Source organism: Lactococcus muris (genome assembly GCF_042849115.1).
GTDB lineage: Bacteria > Bacillota > Bacilli > Lactobacillales > Streptococcaceae > Lactococcus > Lactococcus muris.
This window is the reverse complement of sequence record NZ_BAAFQO010000010.1, coordinates 47,146-70,362: the sequence shown is the minus strand read 5'-3', so window position 1 is coordinate 70,362 and position 23,217 is coordinate 47,146. Positions and strand designations below refer to the sequence as shown.

Annotated in this window: 24 protein-coding genes and 1 pseudogene; 16 read left to right on the top strand and 9 right to left on the bottom strand. The window is 39.1% G+C overall.

Features of this window, described 5'->3' with window-relative positions; genetic code table 11:
• The first annotated feature begins 67 nt into the window (after positions 1-67).
• The 12 genes and pseudogenes from asnA (at position 68) to ileS (ending at position 13,020) form a co-directional block, all read left to right on the top strand.
• Complete coding sequence (asnA, locus tag ACGHCK_RS07250; protein WP_251420717.1) at positions 68-1,072, top strand: aspartate--ammonia ligase; 1,005 nt, start codon at positions 68-70, stop codon at positions 1,070-1,072.
• A gap of 827 nt (positions 1,073-1,899) precedes the next feature.
• The gene (locus ACGHCK_RS07245) at positions 1,900-2,166 is read left to right on the top strand and encodes a site-specific integrase (RefSeq protein ID WP_237460006.1); all 267 of its coding nucleotides are present in this window, start codon (positions 1,900-1,902) and stop codon (positions 2,164-2,166) included.
• Positions 2,167-2,302: 136 nt separating this feature from the next.
• The gene (rlmB, locus tag ACGHCK_RS07240) at positions 2,303-3,031 is read left to right on the top strand and encodes a 23S rRNA (guanosine(2251)-2'-O)-methyltransferase RlmB (RefSeq protein ID WP_202231288.1); all 729 of its coding nucleotides are present in this window, start codon (positions 2,303-2,305) and stop codon (positions 3,029-3,031) included.
• A gap of 10 nt (positions 3,032-3,041) precedes the next feature.
• A complete protein-coding gene (locus ACGHCK_RS07235; protein WP_251420716.1) occupies positions 3,042-3,917 on the top strand; it encodes a DegV family protein in 876 nt (291 codons plus the stop codon).
• A 120-nt stretch (positions 3,918-4,037) separates the two neighbouring features.
• Complete coding sequence (gene ftsA, locus ACGHCK_RS07230) at positions 4,038-5,402, top strand: cell division protein FtsA (protein WP_251420714.1); 1,365 nt, start codon at positions 4,038-4,040, stop codon at positions 5,400-5,402.
• A gap of 27 nt (positions 5,403-5,429) precedes the next feature.
• Positions 5,430-6,429, top strand: a pseudogene (ftsZ, locus tag ACGHCK_RS07225) (cell division protein FtsZ); the annotation flags it as partial.
• Between the two features lie 274 nt (positions 6,430-6,703).
• Entirely contained in the window at positions 6,704-7,375 is a 672-nt protein-coding gene (locus tag ACGHCK_RS07220; protein ID WP_202231292.1) for a YggS family pyridoxal phosphate-dependent enzyme, read from the top strand.
• A 39-nt stretch (positions 7,376-7,414) separates the two neighbouring features.
• Complete coding sequence (locus tag ACGHCK_RS07215; protein ID WP_202231293.1) at positions 7,415-7,993, top strand: cell division protein SepF; 579 nt, start codon at positions 7,415-7,417, stop codon at positions 7,991-7,993.
• A gap of 6 nt (positions 7,994-7,999) precedes the next feature.
• Entirely contained in the window at positions 8,000-8,245 is a 246-nt protein-coding gene (locus ACGHCK_RS07210; protein ID WP_202231294.1) for a YggT family protein, read from the top strand.
• Positions 8,242-9,039: a YlmH family RNA-binding protein gene (locus ACGHCK_RS07205; protein ID WP_202231295.1), complete on the top strand. Its 798-nt coding sequence runs from the start codon at positions 8,242-8,244 to the stop codon at positions 9,037-9,039. Before ACGHCK_RS07210 ends, ACGHCK_RS07205 begins: the two co-directional genes overlap by 4 nt.
• A gap of 26 nt (positions 9,040-9,065) precedes the next feature.
• Positions 9,066-9,893, top strand: coding sequence for a DivIVA domain-containing protein (locus ACGHCK_RS07200; protein WP_202231296.1), 828 nt, complete (start codon positions 9,066-9,068; stop codon positions 9,891-9,893).
• Between the two features lie 340 nt (positions 9,894-10,233).
• Positions 10,234-13,020 (top strand): isoleucine--tRNA ligase, encoded by a 2,787-nt coding sequence (gene ileS / locus ACGHCK_RS07195; protein ID WP_251420710.1) that lies wholly within the window; start codon positions 10,234-10,236, stop codon positions 13,018-13,020.
• A gap of 67 nt (positions 13,021-13,087) precedes the next feature.
• On the opposite strand, the gene ACGHCK_RS07190 is transcribed toward ileS, so the two are convergent.
• A complete protein-coding gene (locus ACGHCK_RS07190; RefSeq protein WP_202231298.1) occupies positions 13,088-13,204 on the bottom strand; it encodes a DUF4044 domain-containing protein in 117 nt (38 codons plus the stop codon).
• Positions 13,205-13,271: 67 nt separating this feature from the next.
• Positions 13,272-13,454, bottom strand: a complete 183-nt coding sequence (locus ACGHCK_RS07185; RefSeq protein ID WP_251420708.1) for an SPJ_0845 family protein — start codon at positions 13,452-13,454, stop codon at positions 13,272-13,274.
• Between the two features lie 182 nt (positions 13,455-13,636).
• Here ACGHCK_RS07185 and tuf point away from each other — a divergent pair, with 182 nt between their 5' ends.
• Complete coding sequence (gene tuf, locus ACGHCK_RS07180) at positions 13,637-14,824, top strand: elongation factor Tu (protein ID WP_202231300.1); 1,188 nt, start codon at positions 13,637-13,639, stop codon at positions 14,822-14,824.
• A gap of 328 nt (positions 14,825-15,152) precedes the next feature.
• Here the strand turns inward: tuf and ACGHCK_RS07175 are convergent, their stop codons facing one another.
• Both ACGHCK_RS07175 and ACGHCK_RS07170 read right to left on the bottom strand, forming a co-directional pair.
• A complete protein-coding gene (locus ACGHCK_RS07175) occupies positions 15,153-15,497 on the bottom strand; it encodes a DUF1831 domain-containing protein (protein WP_202230266.1) in 345 nt (114 codons plus the stop codon).
• A 2-nt stretch (positions 15,498-15,499) separates the two neighbouring features.
• Positions 15,500-16,618, bottom strand: coding sequence for a cysteine desulfurase family protein (locus ACGHCK_RS07170; protein WP_271328013.1), 1,119 nt, complete (start codon positions 16,616-16,618; stop codon positions 15,500-15,502).
• Positions 16,619-17,091: 473 nt separating this feature from the next.
• Between ACGHCK_RS07170 and ACGHCK_RS07165 the strand changes: the two genes are divergently transcribed.
• Positions 17,092-17,775, top strand: a complete 684-nt coding sequence (locus ACGHCK_RS07165) for a YitT family protein (protein ID WP_251420704.1) — start codon at positions 17,092-17,094, stop codon at positions 17,773-17,775.
• 164 nt (positions 17,776-17,939) lie between these two features.
• On the opposite strand, the gene ACGHCK_RS07160 is transcribed toward ACGHCK_RS07165, so the two are convergent.
• From ACGHCK_RS07160 to ACGHCK_RS07140, 5 genes are all read right to left on the bottom strand, one after another.
• On the bottom strand, positions 17,940-18,320 hold the full coding sequence (locus tag ACGHCK_RS07160; RefSeq protein ID WP_202230268.1) for a DUF956 family protein: 381 nt from the start codon (positions 18,318-18,320) through the stop codon (positions 17,940-17,942).
• A 105-nt stretch (positions 18,321-18,425) separates the two neighbouring features.
• Complete coding sequence (locus ACGHCK_RS07155; protein ID WP_202230269.1) at positions 18,426-19,523, bottom strand: PTS system mannose/fructose/sorbose family transporter subunit IID; 1,098 nt, start codon at positions 19,521-19,523, stop codon at positions 18,426-18,428.
• A 22-nt stretch (positions 19,524-19,545) separates the two neighbouring features.
• The gene (locus ACGHCK_RS07150; RefSeq protein ID WP_202230270.1) at positions 19,546-20,349 is read right to left on the bottom strand and encodes a mannose/fructose/sorbose family PTS transporter subunit IIC; all 804 of its coding nucleotides are present in this window, start codon (positions 20,347-20,349) and stop codon (positions 19,546-19,548) included.
• Positions 20,350-20,379: 30 nt separating this feature from the next.
• The gene (locus tag ACGHCK_RS07145) at positions 20,380-21,369 is read right to left on the bottom strand and encodes a mannose/fructose/sorbose PTS transporter subunit IIB (RefSeq protein WP_251420702.1); all 990 of its coding nucleotides are present in this window, start codon (positions 21,367-21,369) and stop codon (positions 20,380-20,382) included.
• Between the two features lie 250 nt (positions 21,370-21,619).
• Positions 21,620-21,823: a ferredoxin gene (locus tag ACGHCK_RS07140; RefSeq protein ID WP_202230272.1), complete on the bottom strand. Its 204-nt coding sequence runs from the start codon at positions 21,821-21,823 to the stop codon at positions 21,620-21,622.
• 45 nt (positions 21,824-21,868) lie between these two features.
• On the opposite strand from ACGHCK_RS07140, the gene ACGHCK_RS07135 reads away from it, so the two are divergent.
• Together ACGHCK_RS07135 and cmk are read left to right on the top strand one after the other, a co-directional pair.
• On the top strand, positions 21,869-22,381 hold the full coding sequence (locus ACGHCK_RS07135) for an SAG1386/EF1546 family surface-associated protein (protein ID WP_202230273.1): 513 nt from the start codon (positions 21,869-21,871) through the stop codon (positions 22,379-22,381).
• Positions 22,382-22,413: 32 nt separating this feature from the next.
• Positions 22,414-23,076 carry a (d)CMP kinase gene (gene cmk, locus ACGHCK_RS07130; protein ID WP_251420700.1) on the top strand — a complete coding sequence of 221 codons (663 nt, stop codon included), beginning with the start codon at positions 22,414-22,416 and terminating at the stop codon, positions 23,074-23,076.
• The last annotated feature ends 141 nt before the right edge of the window (positions 23,077-23,217 follow it).

Below are 23,217 nucleotides of genomic sequence, written 5' to 3'. Positions count from 1 at the left end.
TATCATAATAAATCTGTACGATTATGATATAATAATCAGCAAGATTATTTAGGAGTTATTAAATTTTATGGAGAAAACCATTATTCCAAAAGGCTATAAATCCATACTGGATGTCTATGATACACAGACAGCTATTGGATTTATTAAACGTTGTTTTGAAGAAGCGCTCACAGGAAGTTTAAAATTAAAAAGAGTATCTGCACCGCTTTTTGTTGATGAGCAGTCAGGATTAAATGATAATCTAAGCGGAAGCGAACGACCTGTAAAGTTTGATGTTCCAGCTCTAAATAATAATGGAGAAATTGTACACTCTTTAGCTAAATGGAAAAGAGTTGCCTTAAAACAATATGACTTTCATGTAGGAAACGGTCTTTACGCAGATATGAATGCGATTAGACGTGATGAAGAATTAGATAATCTTCACTCTATTTATGTGGATCAATGGGACTGGGAACGCGTGATTTCAAAAGAGCAACGAACCATTGACTACTTAAAGGAAACAGTTCAAGATTTAGTTAATGCTATCGCTGAAACATCGAGTCGTTTGCATACAAAATATCCTAAAGTAGAAACAGTAATAGATACAAAGATTTCTTTCATTACAAGTCAAGAATTAGCAGATCTTTATCCTGATTTAACATCAAAAGAAAGAGAAAATGCTTATGTTAAAGAACATCCGACGACCTTTATCTTACAAATTGGTGACTTATTAAATTATGGGGAACCACATGACAAGCGAGCACCAGACTATGATGATTGGACTTTAAATGGAGATTTGCTCTTCTGGCATGAGCCTTTAGGGTGTGCCATAGAATTATCGAGTATGGGAATTCGTGTGGATGACAAAGCGCTGATTACTCAATTAGAGAAAGCTAACGCGAAGAGTCGTCTAGAGTATCCTTTTCACCAGCAAGTGCTTAATAATGAGTTGCCATTAACAATTGGTGGTGGTATTGGACAAAGTCGTATGTGTATGTTACTACTTGGTAAAGCACATATTGGCGAAGTTCAAGTTTCTTTATGGGATGAAGAAACAATTGATGCTTGTAAAGATAAAATTTTCTTACTTTGAAAAACTAAGGATTAAGATATTAGGATAATGTCAATAAATTACATATTCCGTGGTGTTTAGAATGCCACGTTTTAGTATGTTTTAATAAAAATCTGATTAGCAAAAACAGACTTATTTTATGTCAAGTGTTTCTAATAAGATGAATTTTCTCTTTGCTATCTTTAGGGAGTCTTTCTGCTTGTCTATTTCTAAGATTTATGACAATTCCAAAGCCCTCAACTATTGCAAGTAGTTGAGGACTTTTTTGTTGTTCTGACTAAGTTGGGTGACGAAGAAGAGAACGAAAGTAATAGAAAATCATCGCTGCTCACAAACTTTATTGTGTATGGAAAGGGGACTATTGAAGAGAATGTTACAGATTTATATAGCCCATGGATGGCAAACATTTTTGAGTGCAAGCTAAAGACAGTACAAACCTAGATTGGCCAGATGAGAAGAAATTCAGAATATAATAAATATGGCGCTGGACCGAGAAGGCATATCATGGTAAGTTATGCAGGATTTTATGATTATTGGGTAAGCAGAGGAGAAAAGTGGTAAGAAATGTTATAATAAGGTTTGTAACATTTCTCCTGCTTGTTAAACGAGAGGACGATGTTTTATAAAAAATTAGACAATGGAAAGAATCGCTGTTTTGAAAAATTTGGGAGGGGGAAAATCTCAGAGAGTGAGGGAAAGGCAATTCAACAATTCATATCAGTCTTGGGTTTAGCTCTAACAACCTGAGTGTTAAGACGGATTTATTATAATCTTCTGTTCACCTACACTCAAAAAGTTGGCTAGATAAAACATAATCCTGCGTCACAGGTGGTTTTGCCCGAGGGGGAATGTGGCTCATTTTTGGTTACATCTATCGCCTTCCCGAATGTTACAGGAAAACAGAAATTTTAGAATTTATGTTTTTGACGGGTTTACGTATACATATGTTAAGGCATTTCCATATCTCCTTATTGGTTGAGATGAATAGACTGATTAAGGCGATTACGGAGGGTGTAGGGCATTCGGATGAAAAAATGATTGTGCAGGTATGCAGTCCCGTAACCCCAAATATGCAACATGATTTGAACTCCAAACTGAATGAACTTAACTTTTGAGGGTAACCACTGCTCAGCAAAAGCATTGGAAAAAGGAGGAAAAGTAGGGGAAATAGAAACGTGAAACCTTCTGTCAAATAGCTGTCATAGTGCTTGTTTACAGAGGGGATCATGATATTTTTTCTAAAATATTATTATGGAAAATACAGATGTCGTCTATGGCTTACATGCTGTGACAGAATCGCTCAATGCAGGAGTGGTAAATAAACTCTATGTCGAGGAAAAATTACGTGGAAAGAACGTTGAAAAAATCAAGGAACTGGCACGTGAAAAAAAAGTGAACATTTCTTGGACCCCAAAAACTGAATTAAATAAAATTTCAGAAAATGGAGTGCATCAAGGTTTTGTCGCACGTGTCGCCGAATTTTCTTATGCCGATTTGGAAACGCTTTTAGCAGAAGTTGCAGACAAAGAAGAAGTGACATTTTTAGTTTTAGATGAATTGACAGATCCTCATAATCTTGGCTCAATTGCTCGAACGGCTGATGCTACGGGAGTAGATGCGATTATCATTCCTAAGCACCGATCGGTTGGTATCACTCCTACTGCTGTTAAGGCGAGTACAGGAGCGCTTCAGCATATACCTGTCGTGCGTGTAACTAATCTTTCGCGTACCTTAAACAAATTGAAGGAAGTGGGTTTCTGGACTTTTGGTACAGATATGGATGGCACAATTTATTCTCAATGGAATACTTCTGGAAAAATTGCTTTAGTTATTGGAAATGAAGGAAAAGGTATAGGGCAAAACCTCAAAAAACAGGTGGACGAAATGATTACTATTCCAATGGTTGGGCATGTACAAAGTTTGAATGCAAGTGTTGCAGCCAGTGTATTGATGTACGAAATTTTTAGAAACAGAATGTAAGGGGAGAAAGATGACTTTTCGAATTATTACAGATTCAACAGCAGATTTGAGTGAAGACTATTTGCAAAAAAATGATATAGCAGTTCTGGGGATGACAGTTACTATTGGAGATGAAAACTATCCAACAGTAGGTGAAAATGCCTTGGATAACGACCATCTCTTAAGTGAAATTAAGTTAGGGAAAGCTGTTCAAACATCCCAAATCAATTCTGGGCAATTTACAGAACTGTTTAAAAATTATGTAAAGAAAAATCCAGAACAGGAAATTGTTTATCTGGCCTTTTCATCTGGCCTCTCAGGGACATATCAGTCGGCAGTTATTGCTCGCGATATGGTATTAGAAGAATATCCTGAGGCGAAAATCACTGTAGTGGATACCTTAGCCGCAGCTTCAGGCGAAGGTTTCCTAGTCCAAGAAATGGTGAAACTGCGTGATTCTGGAAAAAGTTTGCCAGAAGCACTGGATGTTTTGGGAGACCTTATCTTACGTTTGAACAGTCTATTTATGGTGGATGATTTAAACCATCTGGCGCGTGGTGGTCGAATTCCTAAAGCAGTAGCTATGGTGGGAACTATGGCAAATATCAAGCCCTTACTCACTGTTGACACTCAAGGAAAGTTGACACAGTTGTCCAAAGTACGTGGGAAAAAGAAGGCTATAAAAGCCTTAGTTGATATGACTCTTGAAGAAATTGATTTGTCTTATCCACGTATAACAGTTGCTTACTCTGGAAGTGATGCAACAGCTCAAGAAGTTAAAAATATGGTTCTGGCGCGTGATCTTGTTGACACTGTTGACATTCGCCCTTTGAGCCCAACAATTGTCACCCATACAGGGGCTGGAACTCTGGCGATTTTTTCAATTGCGAAAAAAAATAGGAAATAATGTAAAAAAATCACAGTTGAACTCTTGTTTTACTGTGATTTTGTGTTAAAATATAAGATGAGTGTAAACTCAATAAATTGAAAATATGAATTGTGATATGTGAGGAAAGGGGTCGCTTTTATGCTAAAAAGTGGACTTTATACAGGCGTTGACATTGGTACAAATACTATAAAAGTGCTGGTTGCAGAATACGTCTCAGATGAAATGAATATAATTGGTGTCGGAAATGCGAAATCTGACGGTCTGAAAAATGGAATCATTGTAGATATTGAAAAGGTCGCGACAGCGTTACGTAAAGCTGTCAACGCTGCAGAAGAACGTGCGGGAATTACGATTGACAGGATTAATGTTAGTATTCCTGCAAATCAACTCGAAATGGAAAACTGCCAAGGCATGGTTCCTATTATCGGAAACTCAAAAGAAATTACAGAGGACGACGTTATGCAAACCGTGCAAAATGCATTGATGCGTGGTGTCGTTCCAGAACGTGAAATCATTTCGGTGGAAACAACAGAGTTTACAGTTGATGATTTTACAGGGATTTCTGATCCTCGTGGAATGTTTGGTGTACGTCTGGGCATGCGTGGTATTATTTACACAGGTCCAAAAACATTAGTGCATAACATTCGTAAAGTTGTTGAGCGTGCAGGGTTGATTGTAGACAATCTTGTTATTGCTCCCCTTGCTATGGCACATTATGTTCTTTCGGAAGGAGAGCGTGAGTTTGGCACGGTTATGATTGATCTTGGTGCTGGACAAACCACAGTTTCAGCAGTTCGTGATCAACAGCTGAAATTTGCACATACAAGTCCAGAAGGTGGCGACTATGTAACACGTGATATTTCAACTGTCTTGAACACTTCCTTGAGTGAAGCAGAAGACTTAAAACTTAACTATGGGGAGGCCAGTACGGAACGGGCGAGTCAAGAAGAATATTTCCCAGTTGACGTGGTCGGTCAAACAGATCCAGAAGAAATTACAGAATACTATCTTTCACAAATTATTGAAGCACGTTTGACACAAATTTTTAGCCGTGTTAAATCAGATTTGGAAAACACGCGTTCCTTGGATTATCCCGGTGGAATTGTGCTGCTTGGTGGCGCTGCAGCCATGCCTGGAACAGTTAATCTGGCGACAAAAGTTATTGGTATGAATGCACGTCTGTTTGTTCCAAGCGAAATGGGTTTGCGTAATCCAGCGTTTGCGCAAGTGATTAGTGTTGTGAACTATGTTGGTGAACGTACAGATATTGATCGACTTGTGTTACAAGCCATTACTTCTGACGGTACATATGTTGCACCTGCTGCTCAATACGAAGAATCTGTTCTTCAACCCGCAGATTCGATGAACTATGAAGAAGCGAATGACTTCTATCAAACAGAAGTTCTAACGCGTCCAGCTACACAAGCAGCAGCTGAACCTGAGGAAGAAAAAGAAGGTGTTGTAGATCGTATGCGCAACATGTTCTCAAACCTTTTTGACTAAAATGACTTAATAACGGAGAAATAAAACATGGAATTTTCATTTGATACAGAAATTGCTCAAGGCGCTGTAATTAAAGTTATCGGTGTTGGTGGCGGTGGCGGAAACGCGGTTAACCGCATGATTGAAGAAGGCGTGTCTGGCGTTGACTTTATCGTAGCTAATACAGATGTACAAGCCTTGCGCAGTTCAAAAGCTGATACAGTAATCCAGCTCGGACCTAAATTGACACGCGGACTTGGAGCAGGTGCCCAACCTGAGGTTGGACGTCGCGCAGCTGAGGAGTCAGCAGAGACAATCGCACAAGCTTTTGAAGGTGCAGATATGGTCTTCATTACGGCTGGTATGGGTGGAGGTACTGGTACAGGTGCTGCACCAGTAATAGCTCAGATTGCTAAAGAAATTGGAGCCCTGACAGTAGCAGTTGTTACACGTCCATTTGGTTTTGAAGGCTCAAAACGTAGTTATTTTGCAACTGAAGGTATTGAAGACCTTCGTACAAATGTGGATACGCTGCTTATTATTTCAAACAACAACTTGTTAGAAATTGTTGACAAGAAAACACCATTGACAGAAGCTTTACGTGAAGCGGACAATGTTTTACGTCAGGGCGTGCAAGGGGTAACAGACTTAATCACAAATCCAGGAATGATTAACCTTGACTTTGCCGATGTGAAAACAGTTATGGCAAATAAGGGAGATGCCCTTATGGGTATCGGTGTTGCGACAGGTGAAGATCGTGTCATTGAGGCAACACGTAAAGCTATCTACTCTCCTTTACTTGAAACAACAATTGAAGGTGCTGAAAATGTTCTCCTGAACGTTACAGGTGGTATGGACATGAGCCTTATCGAAGCACAAGATGCTTCTGAAATTGTTATTCAAGCAGCTGGCAATGATGTGAATATTTTATTGGGGACATCTATTGACGATTCACTCAGCGATGAAATTCGTGTTACTGTTGTGGCAACAGGAGTTTCACGAGATGCTTCTGATGAGTATCTAGGTGCATCATCAGCTCCAGCGGCAGAAGAACCACGTCGTCAACCTAGCTTCCAACATAATTCGATGAATCAAGCAGCAAGCTCAACGTCACGTCAAGCTCAAACTTCACAGTTTACACATGGACAACAAGCGTCAGCTCAAAGTTCAGGTTCAGCTTTTGGTGATTGGGATCTTCGACGTGATGTATCACAGCGTCAGAATGGAAACCAAAATCGTGAAAGCGCATCAAGTGTAACAAGTTTCTCAGGTATCCCATCCGCAGATGAAGATATTGATACACCACCATTTTTCCGTAAATAATGAGTATAGCAGAAAATGTTAAAGATATTTTGAATAAGGTAGATGTGGCAAAAGCTACATCTGCTTATTCAAATCAAGAAGTTCAGGTAATTGCTGTTACCAAGTATGTTGATGTTGTAAAAGCAGCTCAAGTTGTTGAGGCAGGAATTCATCACTTAGCAGAAAATCGTACAGATTTATTTCTTGAAAAATATGAGGCCTTAGAAGATAAAAATATTACATGGCATTTCATCGGTAACTTACAACGTCGTAAAGTAAAAGATGTCATTAATAGAGTAGATTATTTTCATGCTTTAGATTCTATAAAGCTTGCTAAAGAAATTGAAAAACGAGCAACACACATCATAAAATGTTTCTTAGAGGTCAATATTTCTGGTGAAACAACCAAACATGGCTTTTCGCCCAAAGATATAGATGACGTTTTAGCAGAAATTTCACAGCTAAATAATGTGGAAATTGTTGGCTTAATGACTATGGCACCGATAAGTGCTGATGATGAACAGTTGGATAACATCTTCGCTTCGATGAGGCAATTGCAAACTGAAATTGCGGCTAAGGGGATTCCTAATATTCCATGTACGGAGTTGAGTATGGGAATGAGCCGTGATTATACAAGAGCCATTCAGCAGGGAGCAACCTTTGTTCGAATCGGTACGGCATTTTTTGAATGAAACTTGTGTGAAATCTAAGCGTTGATAACGGAGGGAAGTATGGCCTTAAAAGACCAATTTGATAAATTAAAGAAATTTTTCGAAGAGGACGATGATGAGTATGATGAGCCTGCTGTAGCAGCTCAAAAACCGCAAGCACAACCGCAAAAGTCTTCGGCAGTAAATACAGAAAAGAAAATGACAGGAACGAATCGTCCGGTTCAATCACAGGAAAGAACTCAAGCTAAACCACTTTCTAAGCGTCCTGTATCTTTTTCTTCAGCAACAAATAACAATAAAACAACAGAGAAAAAAGTTCAAAAACCTATGATGAATCAAGCCACAACAAGTGCAGGACAAGTTATTGCAATCAAAGAACCACGTGCCTATTCTGATATTATGGAAGCAGCGCGTATCGTCAAAAATGGAGAGTCTGTTTTGGTTAACTTCAAGTTTATGCCAGACAATCAGGCACGCCGTTCAATTGACTTCTTGACTGGAGTAGTTTTCACACTTGATGGTGATATTCAAAATGTTGGCGGACAGATTTTCTTATTAACACCGGCGAATATCACAGTTGATGCTTCCCGAGAACTCAGTATCTTGGCAGGACAAAACTTTGAAAACTTCGATATTTGATAAACTATGATTATATATATTTTAATTCGACTGATTGGTCTCTATACATGGGTTTTGGTAGCTTATGCTTTAATGAGTTGGGTACCAAGCCTTTATGATACAGCTATAGGACGCTTTATCATCAAAATTTCAAGACCTTACTTAAGCCTGTTTGAAGGCATTCCATTACGTTTCGCAGGATTGGATTTCACCATTGTACTTGGTGTAATTGCCTTGCAGGTCATTCAACAAATACTCTTGCGCTTATTATGAGTCAAGAAAGTATATATCAGCATTTTCATCCTGATGAAAAACAATTTATTGATCGTGTCTTAGACTGGATTGATCGTGCGGAAAACAATTATTCTGTAGTTACAACTTATTTCCTAAATCCAAGAGAGGTCAAAATCCTTGAATCTTTAGCAAATAAGCGGGAACTTCAGATTTTTTCTACTCAAGAAATTGCAAAAACAGAACTTACAAAAATAATTTTAGCTCCAGAATTTTACAATTTAAATCTGGAGGACTTTGATTTAGCCTTATTAGAAATTTCTTACGCAAATAAGTTCCATCAGCTGAAGCATTCACAAATTTTAGGGAGTTTTTTAGGACAAACAGGTGTACGTCGGTCAGAACTTGGAGATATTATCCTAAATGATGAACGCGCTCAAATCTTTGTTTCTAAACATCTTCTTGAAATCTTTCAGAAGAATATTGCTAAAATAGGATCAGTTCCGGTTCAGTTTGTTGAAAAGCCTTTTGCAGAGCTTATTCAAACAGAATCTTCTTCGATTATAAAAACTGTCTTGGTTTCAAGTTTACGTATTGATAAAATCATTGCAAGCACTTTCGAAATTTCTCGCAATCTTGCCGTAAATATGTTACAATCAAGAAAGGTAAAGTTAAATTACCTTGAAATTGAAAAAAAAGATTTTCCCGTTGGGCAAGGTGATTTAATCAGTGTCCGCGGCCTTGGGCGCATTAAAATTTTGAGATTTTTAGGCGAAACCAAAAAAGGCAAACAGAAAGTCGAATGTGAAATTACTAAGAATCATAAGAAAAAATAGAGTCTCTTAAGAGGTTGGAGGTACTTATGGCATTAAATAGTTTAGATGTTCAAAATAAAACATTTAATACACAAATGCGTGGTTATAACAAACAGGAAATTGAAGAATTTTTAGATATCATCGTACGTGATTATGATGAGTTTGCACAAAAAATTAAAGAGCAAGATCGGGAACTTAAGGCTTTGCGCGAACGTGTAAAATACTTTGATGACATGAAGGATTCTTTGAATAAGTCAATTGTCGTTGCACAAGATGCGGCGGATAATTTGCGGGTTCAAGCTCAAAGTGAGGCAAATAGTATTATTGCTGAGGCAAGCCAAAAAGGTCAGCTCATCATCGAGTCAGCTAAGAAAGAAGCGGGAACAATTCTTAACCAAGCATCGGACGATGCCCGCCGTTTGGTACGCGATACAGATGATTTAAAACGGAAAATGCGCCTTTATCATCAACGTATGACCTCCATTATTGAGGCACAGTTAGCAAGTATTCATTCTGAAGACTGGCAAGATACTCTGGAAACTACCTCTTCACATGTCACAAATCCAGAAGAAAAACTTCAAGAAATTGTGGATACACACTTGAGCAATACTTCATTGCAGGGGAATACAGTTCGCCAAGAAATTGCAGATGCAGAGAAACCTGCAGGAAGCGAAAACCTTGAGATGCCTAAAGTGGAGGAAGTTGAAACCGCACAAACTGTTGAAGAAATTGTAGCTCCAGTTCATGAAACAGGGCCTCTTTCTATGCCTCCAGTGGGCGAAATGCTGGACACGATTGGTGAAACAAAGCCTTATCCAGTTTTTCCAGAATTACAGACAGATGCTCCTAAAGTCGAGTCATCTGAAATTAAATAAAAAATTTAGGACAAGAAAAGAAAAACATATTTACAGCAAGTGAGCGTTGATGAGAGGCTCATATTCCCTGTTTTTCGGCTCATCACCTAAATTATTCTAAACCCAATTAAAGTAAGTTTAGACGCTGTACACGTTACGTACATAAAGAGTTTTCACGAGTTTCTAGTGAAAAAAATTAAGGTGGTACCACGGTCTTTCGTCCTTTTTCGAAAGACCGTTTTTTATTTTCATTCTCACTTGTTTGCTAAAGCAAAAGGAATGGAAATAAAAATGATTCACAGTACATTGTGAGTCTCCCCATTTAGCTGTAAGTAAAATTATTAAAAGAAAGGTGTAAAATATGAAAATCAAAGACACATTGAACTTAGGAAAAACTGCTTTCCCGATGCGTGCAGGATTACCGAATAAGGAGTCAGGCTGGCAAAAGGGATGGGCAGAGGCCAAACTTTATGAAGCACGTCAAGAACTTAATGAAGGAAAGCCCTCTTTTATGCTCCATGACGGCCCTCCTTATGCAAATGGTAATATTCATGTTGGGCATGCCTTGAATAAAATCTCAAAAGATATTATTGTGCGCTATAAGTCAATGTCTGGTTTCCGTGCACCTTATGTCCCTGGTTGGGATACACACGGACTGCCAATTGAGCAACAACTTTCAAAAGCTGGCGTAAATCGGAAAGAGATGGATGTGCTGGATTATCTTGAAGAATGTCGCAAATATGCTCTTAAACAAGTAGATATGCAGAGAGAAGACTTTAAGTCTTTGGGCGTTTTGGCAGAGTGGGAGAATCCATATCTGACACTTTCACCAGAATATGAAGCTGCTCAAATTCGTGTCTTTGGTAAAATGGCTGAAAAAGGCTATATTTATAAAGGACAAAAACCAATCTACTGGTCTCCTTCATCCGAAAGTTCATTGGCTGAAGCAGAAATTGAGTATCAAGATGTACGCTCACCTTCTATCTTCGTTGCTTTCAAGGCTAAAGATGTTAAAGGATTACTGCCAGAAGATGCAGAGTTTGTTATTTGGACAACAACTCCTTGGACACTTCCTGCAAATATGGGAATTTTTGTTCATCCTGACTATGAATATTCAGTAGTTGAAGTTGGGGCACGAAAGTTTGTTGTTGCTTCAGAAATGCTCAAACAGGTCTCAGAAACATTGGAATGGGAAAATCCAAAGCTTCTTCAAACACTCAAAGGCTTAGAAATGGATAGAATGACTGCTCAGCATCCGTTTTATGATCGTGAATCATTGGTGATGAATGGAGATTATGTCACTCTTACCTCTGGTACAGGCCTCGTCCATAGTGCACCAGGTCATGGTGAAGATGACTATTTCTACAGCCGCAAGTACAAACTTGACGTACTTTCACCTGTAGACAACCGTGGCTATTATACAGATGAAGCTCCAGGTCTGGAAGGAGTTTTCTATGATGATGGAAATAAAATCGTATGCAAATGGTTGGAAGAAAAAGATGCTTTACTTAAACTAGATTTCTTCACCCACAGTTATCCTCATGACTGGCGGACAAAAAAACCAGTTATTTTCCGGGCTACACCACAGTGGTTTGCTTCTATCGAAGATTTCCGTGAAAATATCCTCAGTGAGATTGAAAAAGTAAAATGGATTATTCCTTGGGGGAAAACACGTCTCTACAATATGGTACGTGATCGTGGGGATTGGGTTATTTCTCGTCAACGTGCATGGGGAGTACCACTTCCTATCTTTTATGCAGAAAATGGGGAAGCCATCATTACACCAGAAACTACGGAACATGTTGCTCGCCTTTTTGCTGAGTATGGCTCAAAAATTTGGTTTGAACGTGAGGCCAAAGAACTCTTACCAGAAGGATTCACACATCCTGGTTCACCAAATGGTGAGTTTACAAAAGAAAAGGATATCATGGATGTCTGGTTTGACTCTGGTTCATCATGGAATGGAGTTCTCAATGTGCGTGATGATCTGTCTTACCCAGCGGATTTGTATCTTGAAGGTTCAGATCAGTATCGTGGCTGGTTTAATTCCTCAATCACGACATCTGTCGCTGTCAATGGTGTATCTCCATACAAGTCGGTACTTTCACAGGGCTTTGTACTTGATGGAAAAGGGCGCAAGATGTCCAAATCTCTCGGCAATACCATCCTACCTTCAGATGTGACCAAAAAACTTGGGGCGGATATCCTTCGCCTATGGGTAGCATCTGTTGATACAGAAGCAGACGTACGTGTTTCTATGGAGATTCTTAATCAAGTTTCTGAGGTTTATCGGAAAATTCGTAATACCATGCGCTTTTTGATTGCGAATACCTATGACTTTGACAGGAATACAAACGGTCTTTCTTATGAAAACTTGCGCAGTGTTGATAAATATATGCTTGTGAAGTTCAATGAATTGGTGAAATCAATTCGTGCAGCCTATGACTCTTATGACTTTATGAGTGTCTACAAACAGGTAATTAATTTCTTGACCAATGATTTGTCAGCTTTCTATCTTGATTTTGCTAAAGATGTTGTTTACATTGAAGCAGCAGATGCAGCAGATCGTCGTTCAATGCAAACCGTCATGTACACAATGCTTGCAGATTTGACAAAACTTTTGGTTCCAATTCTTCCACATACGGCGGAAGAAATCTGGTCATATCTTGAAGCTGAAAAAGAGGATTTTGCATATCTCGCAGAAATGCCTGAGTATAAAGAATTTACTGATTCAGAAGAACTTCTGGGAGAGTGGGAAGCATTCCTTGCCTTCCGGGCGAAAGTTCTCAAAGCGCTCGAGGAGGCACGTGAAGCAAAACTGATTGGTAAGTCACTCGAAGCTAAGGTTACAATCTATCCTAACGAGGTCGTTTCAAGTCTTCTTGTAAGTCTTGATGAAAATATCGCGCAACTGCTTATTGTTTCTGATTTCTCAGTATCAAATGAAGAAGCGCCAGAAGCAGCCCTCAAATTTGATGATGTTGCTATCCTTGTAGAGAAAGCGGCAGGAGAAGTGTGTGAACGTTGTCGTCGAACAGATGAAACAGTAGGAAAAGATGAAAATGAGCACCTTCAATCGCTTTGCTCAAATTGTGCTCAGATTGTGAAAAGTGAATTTCCTCAAGTATTGACTGTTGGATTTGAATAAAACAAAAAAGGCTTGGTTTTGTCTAAACCACGCCTTTTGTTTCATAAAAAACTGCTTCAAGCAGCTTTTAAAAAGCAGACAGTGCCATAGCTAAAGAGCTAAAGATAATAAGTACAAGCATTGCAACAACAACGACCATTGTTACTTTTTGAAAAGTAGATTTTTGTTTCTTTTTGTAAGCCATAGTTTCCTCTATAAATATTATTTCTTTATTCTATACTATTCTAGCAATAAATAAGTAAAATGTCACACTATTTGCCAGTATCCACTTTTTTTGACTTTGAAGTGTCTTTAGTTTCTAAAAATTTTGCGAATGGATCTTCTTGTTTATCAGAGCTTACAGAAGTTTTACTTGCGTCCGAGTTTTCAGTAGAAACCCCCAAATCATCCATCAATTTACCGAAATCATCACGTTTTCTGAAAGTTAATCCCATATTGACATTTCTCCTTACTATTTTCTATATATTTTACTATGAAAAGCTAAAAAAAGCCAGATAAATTGCAATAAAGTTTGCAATTACAAGGAAAATCCAGTATAATGTTAAGGAACGGTAGTTTGTGCAATAGCATAACTGCCTATAAAAAATATATTTTTTCTCAAAGGAGACATTTTAAAATGGCTAAAGAAGTTTACGATCGTAGCAAACCGCACGTAAATATTGGTACTATCGGACACGTTGACCATGGTAAAACTACATTGTCAGCTGCTATTTCTAAAGTATTGGCAGATAAAGGTTTGGCTGCTCAAACTGACTTCGCATCAATCGATGCTGCGCCAGAAGAACGCGAACGTGGTATCACAATCAACACAGCTCACATCGAGTACTCTACCGACAAACGCCACTACGCCCACATTGATGCCCCAGGTCACGCGGACTACGTTAAAAACATGATCACTGGTGCTGCTCAAATGGACGGTGCGATTCTCGTTGTTGCTGCAACTGACGGACCTATGCCACAAACACGTGAGCACATCTTGCTTTCACGTCAAGTTGGTGTTAAATACCTTATCGTATTCCTTAACAAAGCTGACCTTGTTGACGATGAAGAACTTATGGAACTCGTTGAAATGGAAGTACGTGATCTCTTGTCAGAATACGACTTCCCAGGCGATGACACTCCAGTAATTGCTGGTTCAGCTCTTGGTGCTTTGAACGGTGAACCTCAATGGGTTGCTAAAGTTGAAGAACTTATGGATGTTGTTGACGAGTACATCCCAACTCCAGAACGTGATACTGACAAACCATTGTTGCTTCCAGTCGAAGACGTATTCTCAATCACTGGTCGTGGTACAGTTGCTTCAGGTCGTATCGAACGTGGTACTGTTAAAGTCAACGACGAAATTGAAATTGTTGGTATTAAAGAAGACACTAAGAAAGCTGTTGTTACTGGTATCGAAATGTTCCGTAAAACACTTGAAGAAGGTCTTGCTGGAGATAACGTTGGTGTACTCCTCCGTGGTGTTCAACGTGATGAAATCGAACGTGGTCAAGTTATCGCTAAACCAGGTTCAATCACTCCACACACTAAATTTGAAGGTGAAGTTTACGTATTGAGCAAAGAAGAAGGCGGACGTCACACTCCATTCTTTGATAACTACCGCCCTCAATTCTACTTCCACACAACTGACGTTACTGGTTCAGTTAAACTTCCAGAAGGTACTGAAATGGTAATGCCTGGTGATAACGTTCATATCGACGTTGAACTTATCCACCCAGTTGCCATCGAAAAAGGAACTACTTTCTCTATCCGTGAAGGTGGACGTACTGTTGGTTCAGGTATCGTAGCTGAAATCAAAGAATAATTCTTAATGAATTATAGAAGTAATATTATTTCTTAGAAAAACTCGCTTTTGGGCGAGTTTTTTTGTTCTGTTAATTCTGCGGTGCTAGCTGAAAATATACTGCTATTTTTTGTAGAAAAGCTATAGAAATTCAGGAGCTATAATATTTTTCGGGGGAAGCAACTCCACTGAATGTCATAGTACTCAAATAAAACTAAAAAAGCTGCCTAACGACAACTTTTTACTGTTTACTGTAACTCTATTTTAGTGCTGGCCACTACAGAATTGATAGATGTAGCAAAATGAATTTTTTTGTTTTTTTCAATAGCTCCCAAAACTCAGGCGTTTTTTATACTTCAGTCTTTATGAAAATATCACGATCAACGAAAACATCCATTTGGAAGTAAAATTTGTCTTGGATGATTTTATTAGCATTTTTGAAAATATTAACATTGCGTAAGCCTGATTTATCAGTGACTGACATTTTAAATCCAGTCAAATCGGGATTGATGATGATTTTTAGGAGGAAACCTTGTCCTGAATTTGGAACTTCCTCAAGTATACGTTTGAATTCAAAATTTCCAACATTGTTTTGAACGAAGGTTGTATCTTTGAGGGTGAATTTTTTAACGTTGGGTGACAACTTGTAGCTGTATTTGCAGTCTTCAAGAAGTTTTTCAGTAATAAAAGCCATAATTATAATGCCCTTTCTTTTAATAGTTTAACAAAAGCGTGAACTTCATCTTCGGTATTGAGTTCTGAAAAGGAAACACGGATATTTTCCTTCAGCAGAGGTGATTGACTTCCATACACCGCTTCAAGAACATGTGAGGGCTCTACTGTTCCCGCAGTACATGCTGACCCCGTTGAAATGGCTACTCCTGATAAATCAAGTTTTGTCAAAAGCAAATCATGGTTTTGTTCTGGAAAGCCAAGATTGACAACATGAGGCATGGAGGGACCGAACTCATGGGTATAATAATCTACATTTGCGAGGTCTTGAAGCAGCAGAGATTTTAGTTTTTCGACATGTAAATAGTTACTGTTCATGTTCTCGGTAGCGATTTGTAAAGCTTTAGCCATGCCTATGAGAGAATGAAGATTTTCTGTACCTGCACGACGTTTTTCTTCCTGCTCACCACCATGAATGATACTGTCAAACTTTAGTTTAGGGCGGTGATAGAGAAAGCCGACACCTTTAGGTCCATGAAATTTGTGACCACTGGCTGAGAGAAAATCTATTTTCAAATCTTCAGGATATACGGGGATTTTCCCCATAGCTTGCACTGCATCAACATGAAAGACTGCTTGATGATTTTCTAAAAGTTGCCCGACTTCCTTAATGGGAAGCAGTTGCCCGGTTTCATTGTTGGCCATCATCATAGATACCAGAAGAGTATCTTCACGAAGTAGATCTTTAATTAAATGTGCAGGAAAAGAACCGTCATTTTGTGGGCGGACGAAGGTAACATCAAAGCCGTGACGGCTTTTTAAGTAGTTAAGTGCATTAAGTACAGAAGGATGTTCTATCGCTGTAGTAATGATATGGTTCCCTTTTTGGCGATTAGCTAAAGCGTAACCGATCAAGGCAGTCGAATTTGATTCGCTTCCACCAGAGGTGAATGTGATAGTGCCAGGTGATACGTGTAGTGCCTGGGCTATCGTTTCACGTACTTGCCGCACGATTTGACTTGCTTGCCGCCCAAAACTATGTGTACTAGAAGGGTTGCCAAAGTTATGTAGGAGAACATCGGTCATGGCTTCAACAACTTCAGGCAGTAGAGGAGTTGTTGCCGCATTATCTAGGTATATGATTGAGATTTCCTCTCTTTCCGTCTTATTCTAAACCGTTATTAAAAAAAGTTTTTAGAGATTTTGAATTTCTTCTAAAATCTGGAGTTTTGGCAAAATCTGCCCTTTTTTTAATTTAAACTTCGCAATAACCTGTTGAAAGTAGAATACCAATTGGACTTCTTGCTCTACCACGAAGCCATGGATGTGGGAGCTATTTTTAGTTCAATCCAGTCTAATGTTTTTTTACATCAGTACTGAATGATTTCAGAAGTTCCTTCTAATGCTACTTAGGGGTTATTTTCCTTGTTTATGGAAATCATAAGTTTCCATTACTTCTATCTTACCATGTTTTACGTTTTTTTTCTGTAATTCAAACACTTTACATGAAAACTTCATAGAAAATGAATAAAATTTCATTGGATGTGAAAATTTCGTTCAGAAATCATTAGTTCTTTCAAAAGGCAAATGTTATTATAGAACAAAGGGGGGAATTTATGTCAGTTATTGGTGTGAAGATAGATAAACAGTTTATCAAGGATTTGATTGTTCTTATTATTGGAGTAGGGTTTTATATTTTATCGGTGAGGCTTTTTGTAATACCTAACTATTTAGCCAGCAATGGTATTGCCGGTTTTTCGGTATTTGTCGACTTTGTTTTTGGAATAAACCCTGCGTTGACTTTTTTTGTTGTTAATATCCCCTTGTTTCTCTTTGGTTGGAAACTTCTAAGTCGGCGGGAATTGCTTCTTAGTATCCCAGGCGCTGCGGCTATGAGTTTATGGATGCTGATTTATGAAGCCATGGGAATTGATGGTTTCCAATTCAGTCAAATTATCTTTGCTGGAATATCGGATGGTATTTTGTCAGGCATAGGAGCAGGGCTGGTCGTTGTCTCCGAAGGAACTTTTGGAGGGTCTATACTTCTGAGTCGTATCATGGAAGACCGCTGGGAATTCACCATTGATCGTGTGCTCTTCGGTATTGATGTAGTCGTTATGGGTCTCTCTTTGATAACTTACTTGGCCTTTCCTAATTTTGCAGTTACTCTACTTTCTTGTTATATCTTTAGTAAGGTGACACGTTTTATTGGGAGAAAAGACTATCGTGACAAAGTTTTAGATAAACTGTATTTTAATATGTTTAGACGTGAGAGAAGTAAAGAAGAAAGAGATTCATAAACACATTGAGTAATGGAGGAGCTGATTCTGCTGAAAAGAGCTGGGGATGAAAATATTGATTTTCAGGCAAAATCAAAAATAAAAACGCTTAATCTGCTCAGCATGTGATTAAACGTTTTTATTTTTGAAACTTTTGTCCCAGCTTCTCTTAAAGCGCAACCTTTTTACTTCTTTTTGCGGCGAAAAAGGCTAAAGAATTTATCGAATAATCCTTTCTGACGAACTACTTTTTCATTTCCGATATACTGACGAATGTATTTAAGGATAGTACCAGAATCTTTTGAGGCAAAGCGCACACGTTGTTCATTACGGAAGACGATGATAAACTGACGTCCAATTTTAACTTTTCCCTTTCGGGAAACGGAAACATCGCCTTCTACACGTGCGATAGAAGCCCAGGGGAATTGCATGTTTTTTTCGACATTTGAATCATTGAAAAATTCAAAAGCTCTATCTCCAATCATAATTTTACCGTATTCAGCAAAACCTAAGTAAGCGATAGCTGATGTGGTAAAGTCTACCTTGGTATTAAGTGATTGTGCCAATTTTTAGTGCTCCTAACGATAGTAATATCTTTATTATAACAAAAATAATCTCATTAAAAAATCGCCGTTAAAACACGACGATTTTGTTCTTGTTTTACAATCTTATTAAGCAAGACCTGCAACGTGAAGGATGATACCAAGAACGAACATACCCATGATAATGAACAATGGAGCATTTTTGTTTTTCCATTTACGCAAGATCCAAAGAACAAGGAAAGTCAAGAGTAATGCGATAAATCCAGGAATTAATGAATTGAACACGTCTTGAAGTGATTGTGTTTGTTCTGGGCTCAAGCCAAGGCCAGATGATACTTGATTTAAGATATGGCTCAATGTAGAACCATCAATCGCGTTAAGTTGATCCACAGTTACATAATGTGCAAAACCGTCTTGACCTGCAACACCGTTACCTACAACGTTACCTGCTTGATCAAGCCAATCGAATTTAGCAACTCCCTCAGGTGTGGTACCAGTTTGAGCACCTTGAACCACAACTTTGCCTGCCTTATCTAGCCATTCACCAACATATGCACCGTCTGCTAAAGGTTTAGAAGGAAGCATTGCGTTAGGACCAGTAAAGCTGATGTTAACCCAACGTTGGATCAATACACCAAGGATGAACATACCAAGGATAGATGCACCTTTAGTAATTTGTTGGAGCATTCCTCCACCGAGGTCGCTTGTAATTGCAGTACCTTGTTTGTAACCAAACTCTTGTGTATACCACAAGAAAGCGATACGGATTGCATTCCAAACAACGAAGAAGAAGATTGGAGCGATAATAGAACCACCAGTTGCAAGTGATGCAGCGATGGCACCAACGATAGGACGTACTGTGAACCAGAAGACAGGGTCACCGATACCAGCAAGAGGTCCCATCATACCGACTTTCACCCCTTGAATAGCAGCTTCGTCGATTTCGACACCGTTTGCGATTTCTTCTTCAAGGGCCAATGTAACACCGACGATAGGTGCGGCTACATATGGGTGAGTATTGAAGAACTCCATGTGGCGTTTCAAAGCTTCTTTAGCTTCTTCAGAACCTGGTTTGTAGAACTGCTTCAATGCTGGAATGATTGAGTAGAGGAAACCAAGGTTTTGCATACGTTCGTAGTTCCAAGAACCTTGAAGGAACATTGAACGGAACATAACGCTCAAGCGTGTGTTTTTAGAAAGGCTAAACTTTTTATTTGTATTTTCCATTTTTATAAAATCTCCTTCCTAATTAGTAATCATTGAGAATATCGCCGATTGGGTCACCACTTGAAGCAGCAGTTCCACCGTTACCAGCGTTATTAGAAAGATTGAGGTAGATAAGAGCGATAACAACACCAAGGATACCCATACCAATCAAAGTAATTGCAGAAAGTGGTGCGAGTACAAATCCGAGGAAGAAGAATGGCCAAAGCTCTTTAGTTGCCATGAGGTTGATAACCATCGCATAACCGACAACAACAACCATACCACCACCAACAGCAAGACCTTTAGATACCCAATCAGGAATTGAGTTCAAGGCAGCAGTTACTGTTTCAGCAGGGATAGCAAGGATGATTGCAGCAGGGATAGCAATACGCAAACCTTGAAGAAGGAGTGCGAACATGTGCCAACCAGCGACACCTGAGTAAGAACCTTTTTCAGCAGCAGCATCCGCTAAGTGAACGATACCAACTGAGAGGAAACGAACCAAAGTAGTAAGTACGAGACCAGCAGTTGCCAAGAGGATAGCGGCAGGTACGATAACACCAGTGATGTGTGTCAAGTCAAAGTTACCACCTTGAACCATCAAGATAGCAGAAGCGACAGAAGCAAGTGCAGCGTCAGGTGCGACAGCGGCACCAACGTTAGCCCAACCAAGGGCGATCATTTGCAATGAACCACCCAAGATAATCCCTGCAGCCATGTGACCAGTAGCGATACCGATCAATGAGCAGGCGATGATTGGTTGGTGAAATTGCCATTGGTCCAAGATACCTTCGAGTCCAGCTAAGAACGCGAAGATAAGAACTAAAATGATTGAAATAATACTCATTTTATAAATTTCTCCTAATAATATTTAATTTTACTTAACATCTGCTTTGTTAATCAAAGCAAACAAGTCAGATTTAGAATCGTTAGGGACTTTACGAACGTCAAACTGAACGCCGAGATCACGTAACTTTTCAAAAGCAGCAACATCATCTTTGTTGACAGATAATACTGAGTTAAGCATTGTTTTACCTGTGCTGTGTGCCATAGAACCCACGTTAAGTGTAGTTATAGGAACTCCACCTTCGATAGCAGCAAGTGCATCTTGAGGAGTTTCAAACAAGAGAAGAGCTTTAGTTTCACCAAAACGTGGATCTTTAGCAACCTCAATCATTTTCTTGATAGGGACAACGTTGGCTTTAACACCTGGAGGTGCAGCTTGTGTGATGAGTGTTTTACGCATCTCATCTTTGGCTACAGCATCAGAAACAACGATGATACGGTTTGCTTTTGAGTCTGGAGTCCAAGCGGTTGCAACTTGACCGTGGAGAAGGCGTGAGTCGATGCGGGCAAGGTTAATTTTAATCTTACCGTCACCAATAACAGTACCTTCTGGGATAGCGGCAGCAGATACACCAGCTTCAGCTGGAGCAGTGCTTTCTTCAGCAGGATTAAGCTCTTCTGGCAATGCTTTGATGCCAGCTTTCGCTTCCTTAATAATGTTTGCTGCAACTTGTTCAACACCTGCAGAAGCATCCATCATACGTTCTGTATAGGCCTGAATAAGCATTGGCAAGTTGAGGCCTGTGATGATAGCTACCTTACGCTCTGGGTTTGCACCCATCACTGCACTTGCTTGGTTGAATGGAGAACCGCTCCACAAGTCAGCAAGGACAAGGACTTCATCTTCAGCATCAAATGTTGCGATAGCGGCTTCGATCTTGGCACGCAAGTCGTCTGGTCCTTCGTTAGGCATGAAAGTGACAGCTTGTACTTTCTCTTGCTCACCGAAGATCATTGAACCAGATTGCTTGATGCCTGCGGCGAATTCACCGTGGCTCGCAATAACAATTCCGATACTCAATTGAGTAACCTCCTTTAAGTTTTTATATAATATAATTATTACTGTCTTAGTGTACTATAAACTGAAAACATTTGCAAGGATTTATGAAACTGGTTTCATAAATCTGTCATTTTAATTTAAAAAAATAAAAATAAAAAAACTTATGCAACAAACATAAGCCATATATACATGAAGAAGACATGTTTGACATCACAAAATAGTTAGAAAAAGGAGTAATTTTATGATAAAATAAGTATCAGAGTTTAATATTTTAAGATTTGGTAATCTTTATCGCAGCCGTTGGACAAGCCTTAGCTGCATTTATTATTTTATCATCAAAAATATATTTTTCTTCAAGTTTGTCTGAATTATTTAATTTAACGATACCATTGTCATGGTAGTCAAAGACATCTGGAGCGTGTAAATAGCAAAGACCGCATGCAATGCAGTTTTCTGGTATTATGTTTACTTTCATAAATTGATGATAATATAAAAAGACTAAAAAGGAAAGGAAAAAGATGTGGCAGAAAAAGAACCATGGGACAAAGAAATCTATAAAGCCATGCGTGAGGACTCTGAGAGGAGACGTTCAGGTGGGAAGGGGAAGAAACAAGGCAGTAATAAGTCGTTAACTTCGCGTGCTTTGACCTTTACCGTGGTTACAATGTTCTTATTGGTTGGCTTTATGATTGCCTTTATTCTTTGGAATAATCAAACGCAACAAAGTGGAGGCTTTGCTCAGGAAACGTCAGAAAATAAAGTGGAGCAAAATGGCGAACAGCAAGCAGAGCAAAACACTGGAGAAGTTAAGCCAGAAGAAAGTACAACTGTTCCATCAGAAACGACAGAAGATTCTTCAGCTGAAGAAGGAGCAACCTATACGATTGTAGCTGGAGATGATCCAAGTAAGATAGCTGCTAAAACTGGGGTGGATTGGTCCGTTATCGCGCGTCTCAACAATATTTCGGCAACAGGCTATAATGCAGATGGTTCGGCAATATCACCTGGGCAAGTATTGAAACTGAGAGAATGATGAAGTATTGAAAGTAAGAATAGGAAAGAAACATGATAAAGTTACAAATTGCTGTTGATGGTCCCGCATCAAGTGGGAAATCAACCGTTGCAAAAATCGTTGCCCAGAATCTAGGGATTATCTATCTGGATACAGGAGCCATGTATCGTGCTGCGACATTAGTTGCCCTCCAAAATAAAACAGAGGATCCACAAAAAATTATTGATATCATTAAGAAAAAGCCAATTTTTTTCAAAAATACAGCAGACGGTCAGCTTGTGTTTTTGGGGACGGAGGATATCACTAAAATTATTCGCACAAATGAAGTAACCCAAAATGTTTCGAAAATTTCCGCTCTAAGTGCTGTGCGAGAGTTTTTGGTTGCAGAGCAGCAGCGTATTGCGAGCGAGGGAGGAATCATTATGGATGGCCGTGACATCGGTACAGTTGTTCTCCCGCATGCGGATTTGAAAATTTTCCTTGTGGCTTCAGTGGAAGAGCGAGCAGCGCGGCGCTACAAGGAAAACTTGGAGAAAAATATTCCTACGGATTTGGAAGAACTCAAACGGGAGATTGAAGCGCGTGATTACAAGGACAGTACGCGTGCTGTGTCACCTTTAAAACAAGCAGATGATGCGATTTTGTTGGACAGTACCGGTAAAACAATCGCTCAAGTTGCAGATTTTATTGAAGAAAAAGCCCGTGAGCTTTTGTAATCTGCTGCATTTGAAAAATTTGTCTAAAAGATAAAAGCTGTAAAATCGTTCAAGAAGTGGTTCCTCTTTTCCCGCTTGGTCGATTTTACAGCTTTAGTTTTTTGTTCTAGACTAATTTTTCTAGGAAAAATAATATCAGAG

What these genes read in the sequence shown, in the direction of transcription:
- ileS (WP_251420710.1), top strand. Translation starts at nt 10,234, where the DNA reads ATGAAAATCAAAGACACATTGAACTTAGGAAAAACTGCTTTCCCGATG.
- ACGHCK_RS07200 (WP_202231296.1), top strand. Translation starts at nt 9,066, where the DNA reads ATGGCATTAAATAGTTTAGATGTTCAAAATAAAACATTTAATACACAA.
- ACGHCK_RS07245 (WP_237460006.1), top strand. Translation starts at nt 1,900, where the DNA reads ATGTGGCTCATTTTTGGTTACATCTATCGCCTTCCCGAATGTTACAGG.
- ACGHCK_RS07235 (WP_251420716.1), top strand. Translation starts at nt 3,042, where the DNA reads ATGACTTTTCGAATTATTACAGATTCAACAGCAGATTTGAGTGAAGAC.
- ACGHCK_RS07165 (WP_251420704.1), top strand. Translation starts at nt 17,092, where the DNA reads ATGTCAGTTATTGGTGTGAAGATAGATAAACAGTTTATCAAGGATTTG.
- cmk (WP_251420700.1), top strand. Translation starts at nt 22,414, where the DNA reads ATGATAAAGTTACAAATTGCTGTTGATGGTCCCGCATCAAGTGGGAAA.
- ACGHCK_RS07185 (WP_251420708.1), bottom strand. Translation starts at nt 13,454, where the DNA reads ATGGGATTAACTTTCAGAAAACGTGATGATTTCGGTAAATTGATGGAT.
- ACGHCK_RS07215 (WP_202231293.1), top strand. Translation starts at nt 7,415, where the DNA reads ATGGCCTTAAAAGACCAATTTGATAAATTAAAGAAATTTTTCGAAGAG.
- ACGHCK_RS07140 (WP_202230272.1), bottom strand. Translation starts at nt 21,823, where the DNA reads ATGAAAGTAAACATAATACCAGAAAACTGCATTGCATGCGGTCTTTGC.
- ACGHCK_RS07220 (WP_202231292.1), top strand. Translation starts at nt 6,704, where the DNA reads ATGAGTATAGCAGAAAATGTTAAAGATATTTTGAATAAGGTAGATGTG.
- ACGHCK_RS07190 (WP_202231298.1), bottom strand. Translation starts at nt 13,204, where the DNA reads ATGGCTTACAAAAAGAAACAAAAATCTACTTTTCAAAAAGTAACAATG.
- ACGHCK_RS07175 (WP_202230266.1), bottom strand. Translation starts at nt 15,497, where the DNA reads ATGGCTTTTATTACTGAAAAACTTCTTGAAGACTGCAAATACAGCTAC.
- ftsA (WP_251420714.1), top strand. Translation starts at nt 4,038, where the DNA reads ATGCTAAAAAGTGGACTTTATACAGGCGTTGACATTGGTACAAATACT.
- tuf (WP_202231300.1), top strand. Translation starts at nt 13,637, where the DNA reads ATGGCTAAAGAAGTTTACGATCGTAGCAAACCGCACGTAAATATTGGT.
- ACGHCK_RS07150 (WP_202230270.1), bottom strand. Translation starts at nt 20,349, where the DNA reads ATGAGTATTATTTCAATCATTTTAGTTCTTATCTTCGCGTTCTTAGCT.
- ACGHCK_RS07155 (WP_202230269.1), bottom strand. Translation starts at nt 19,523, where the DNA reads ATGGAAAATACAAATAAAAAGTTTAGCCTTTCTAAAAACACACGCTTG.
- ACGHCK_RS07205 (WP_202231295.1), top strand. Translation starts at nt 8,242, where the DNA reads ATGAGTCAAGAAAGTATATATCAGCATTTTCATCCTGATGAAAAACAA.
- ACGHCK_RS07210 (WP_202231294.1), top strand. Translation starts at nt 8,000, where the DNA reads ATGATTATATATATTTTAATTCGACTGATTGGTCTCTATACATGGGTT.
- rlmB (WP_202231288.1), top strand. Translation starts at nt 2,303, where the DNA reads ATGGAAAATACAGATGTCGTCTATGGCTTACATGCTGTGACAGAATCG.
- asnA (WP_251420717.1), top strand. Translation starts at nt 68, where the DNA reads ATGGAGAAAACCATTATTCCAAAAGGCTATAAATCCATACTGGATGTC.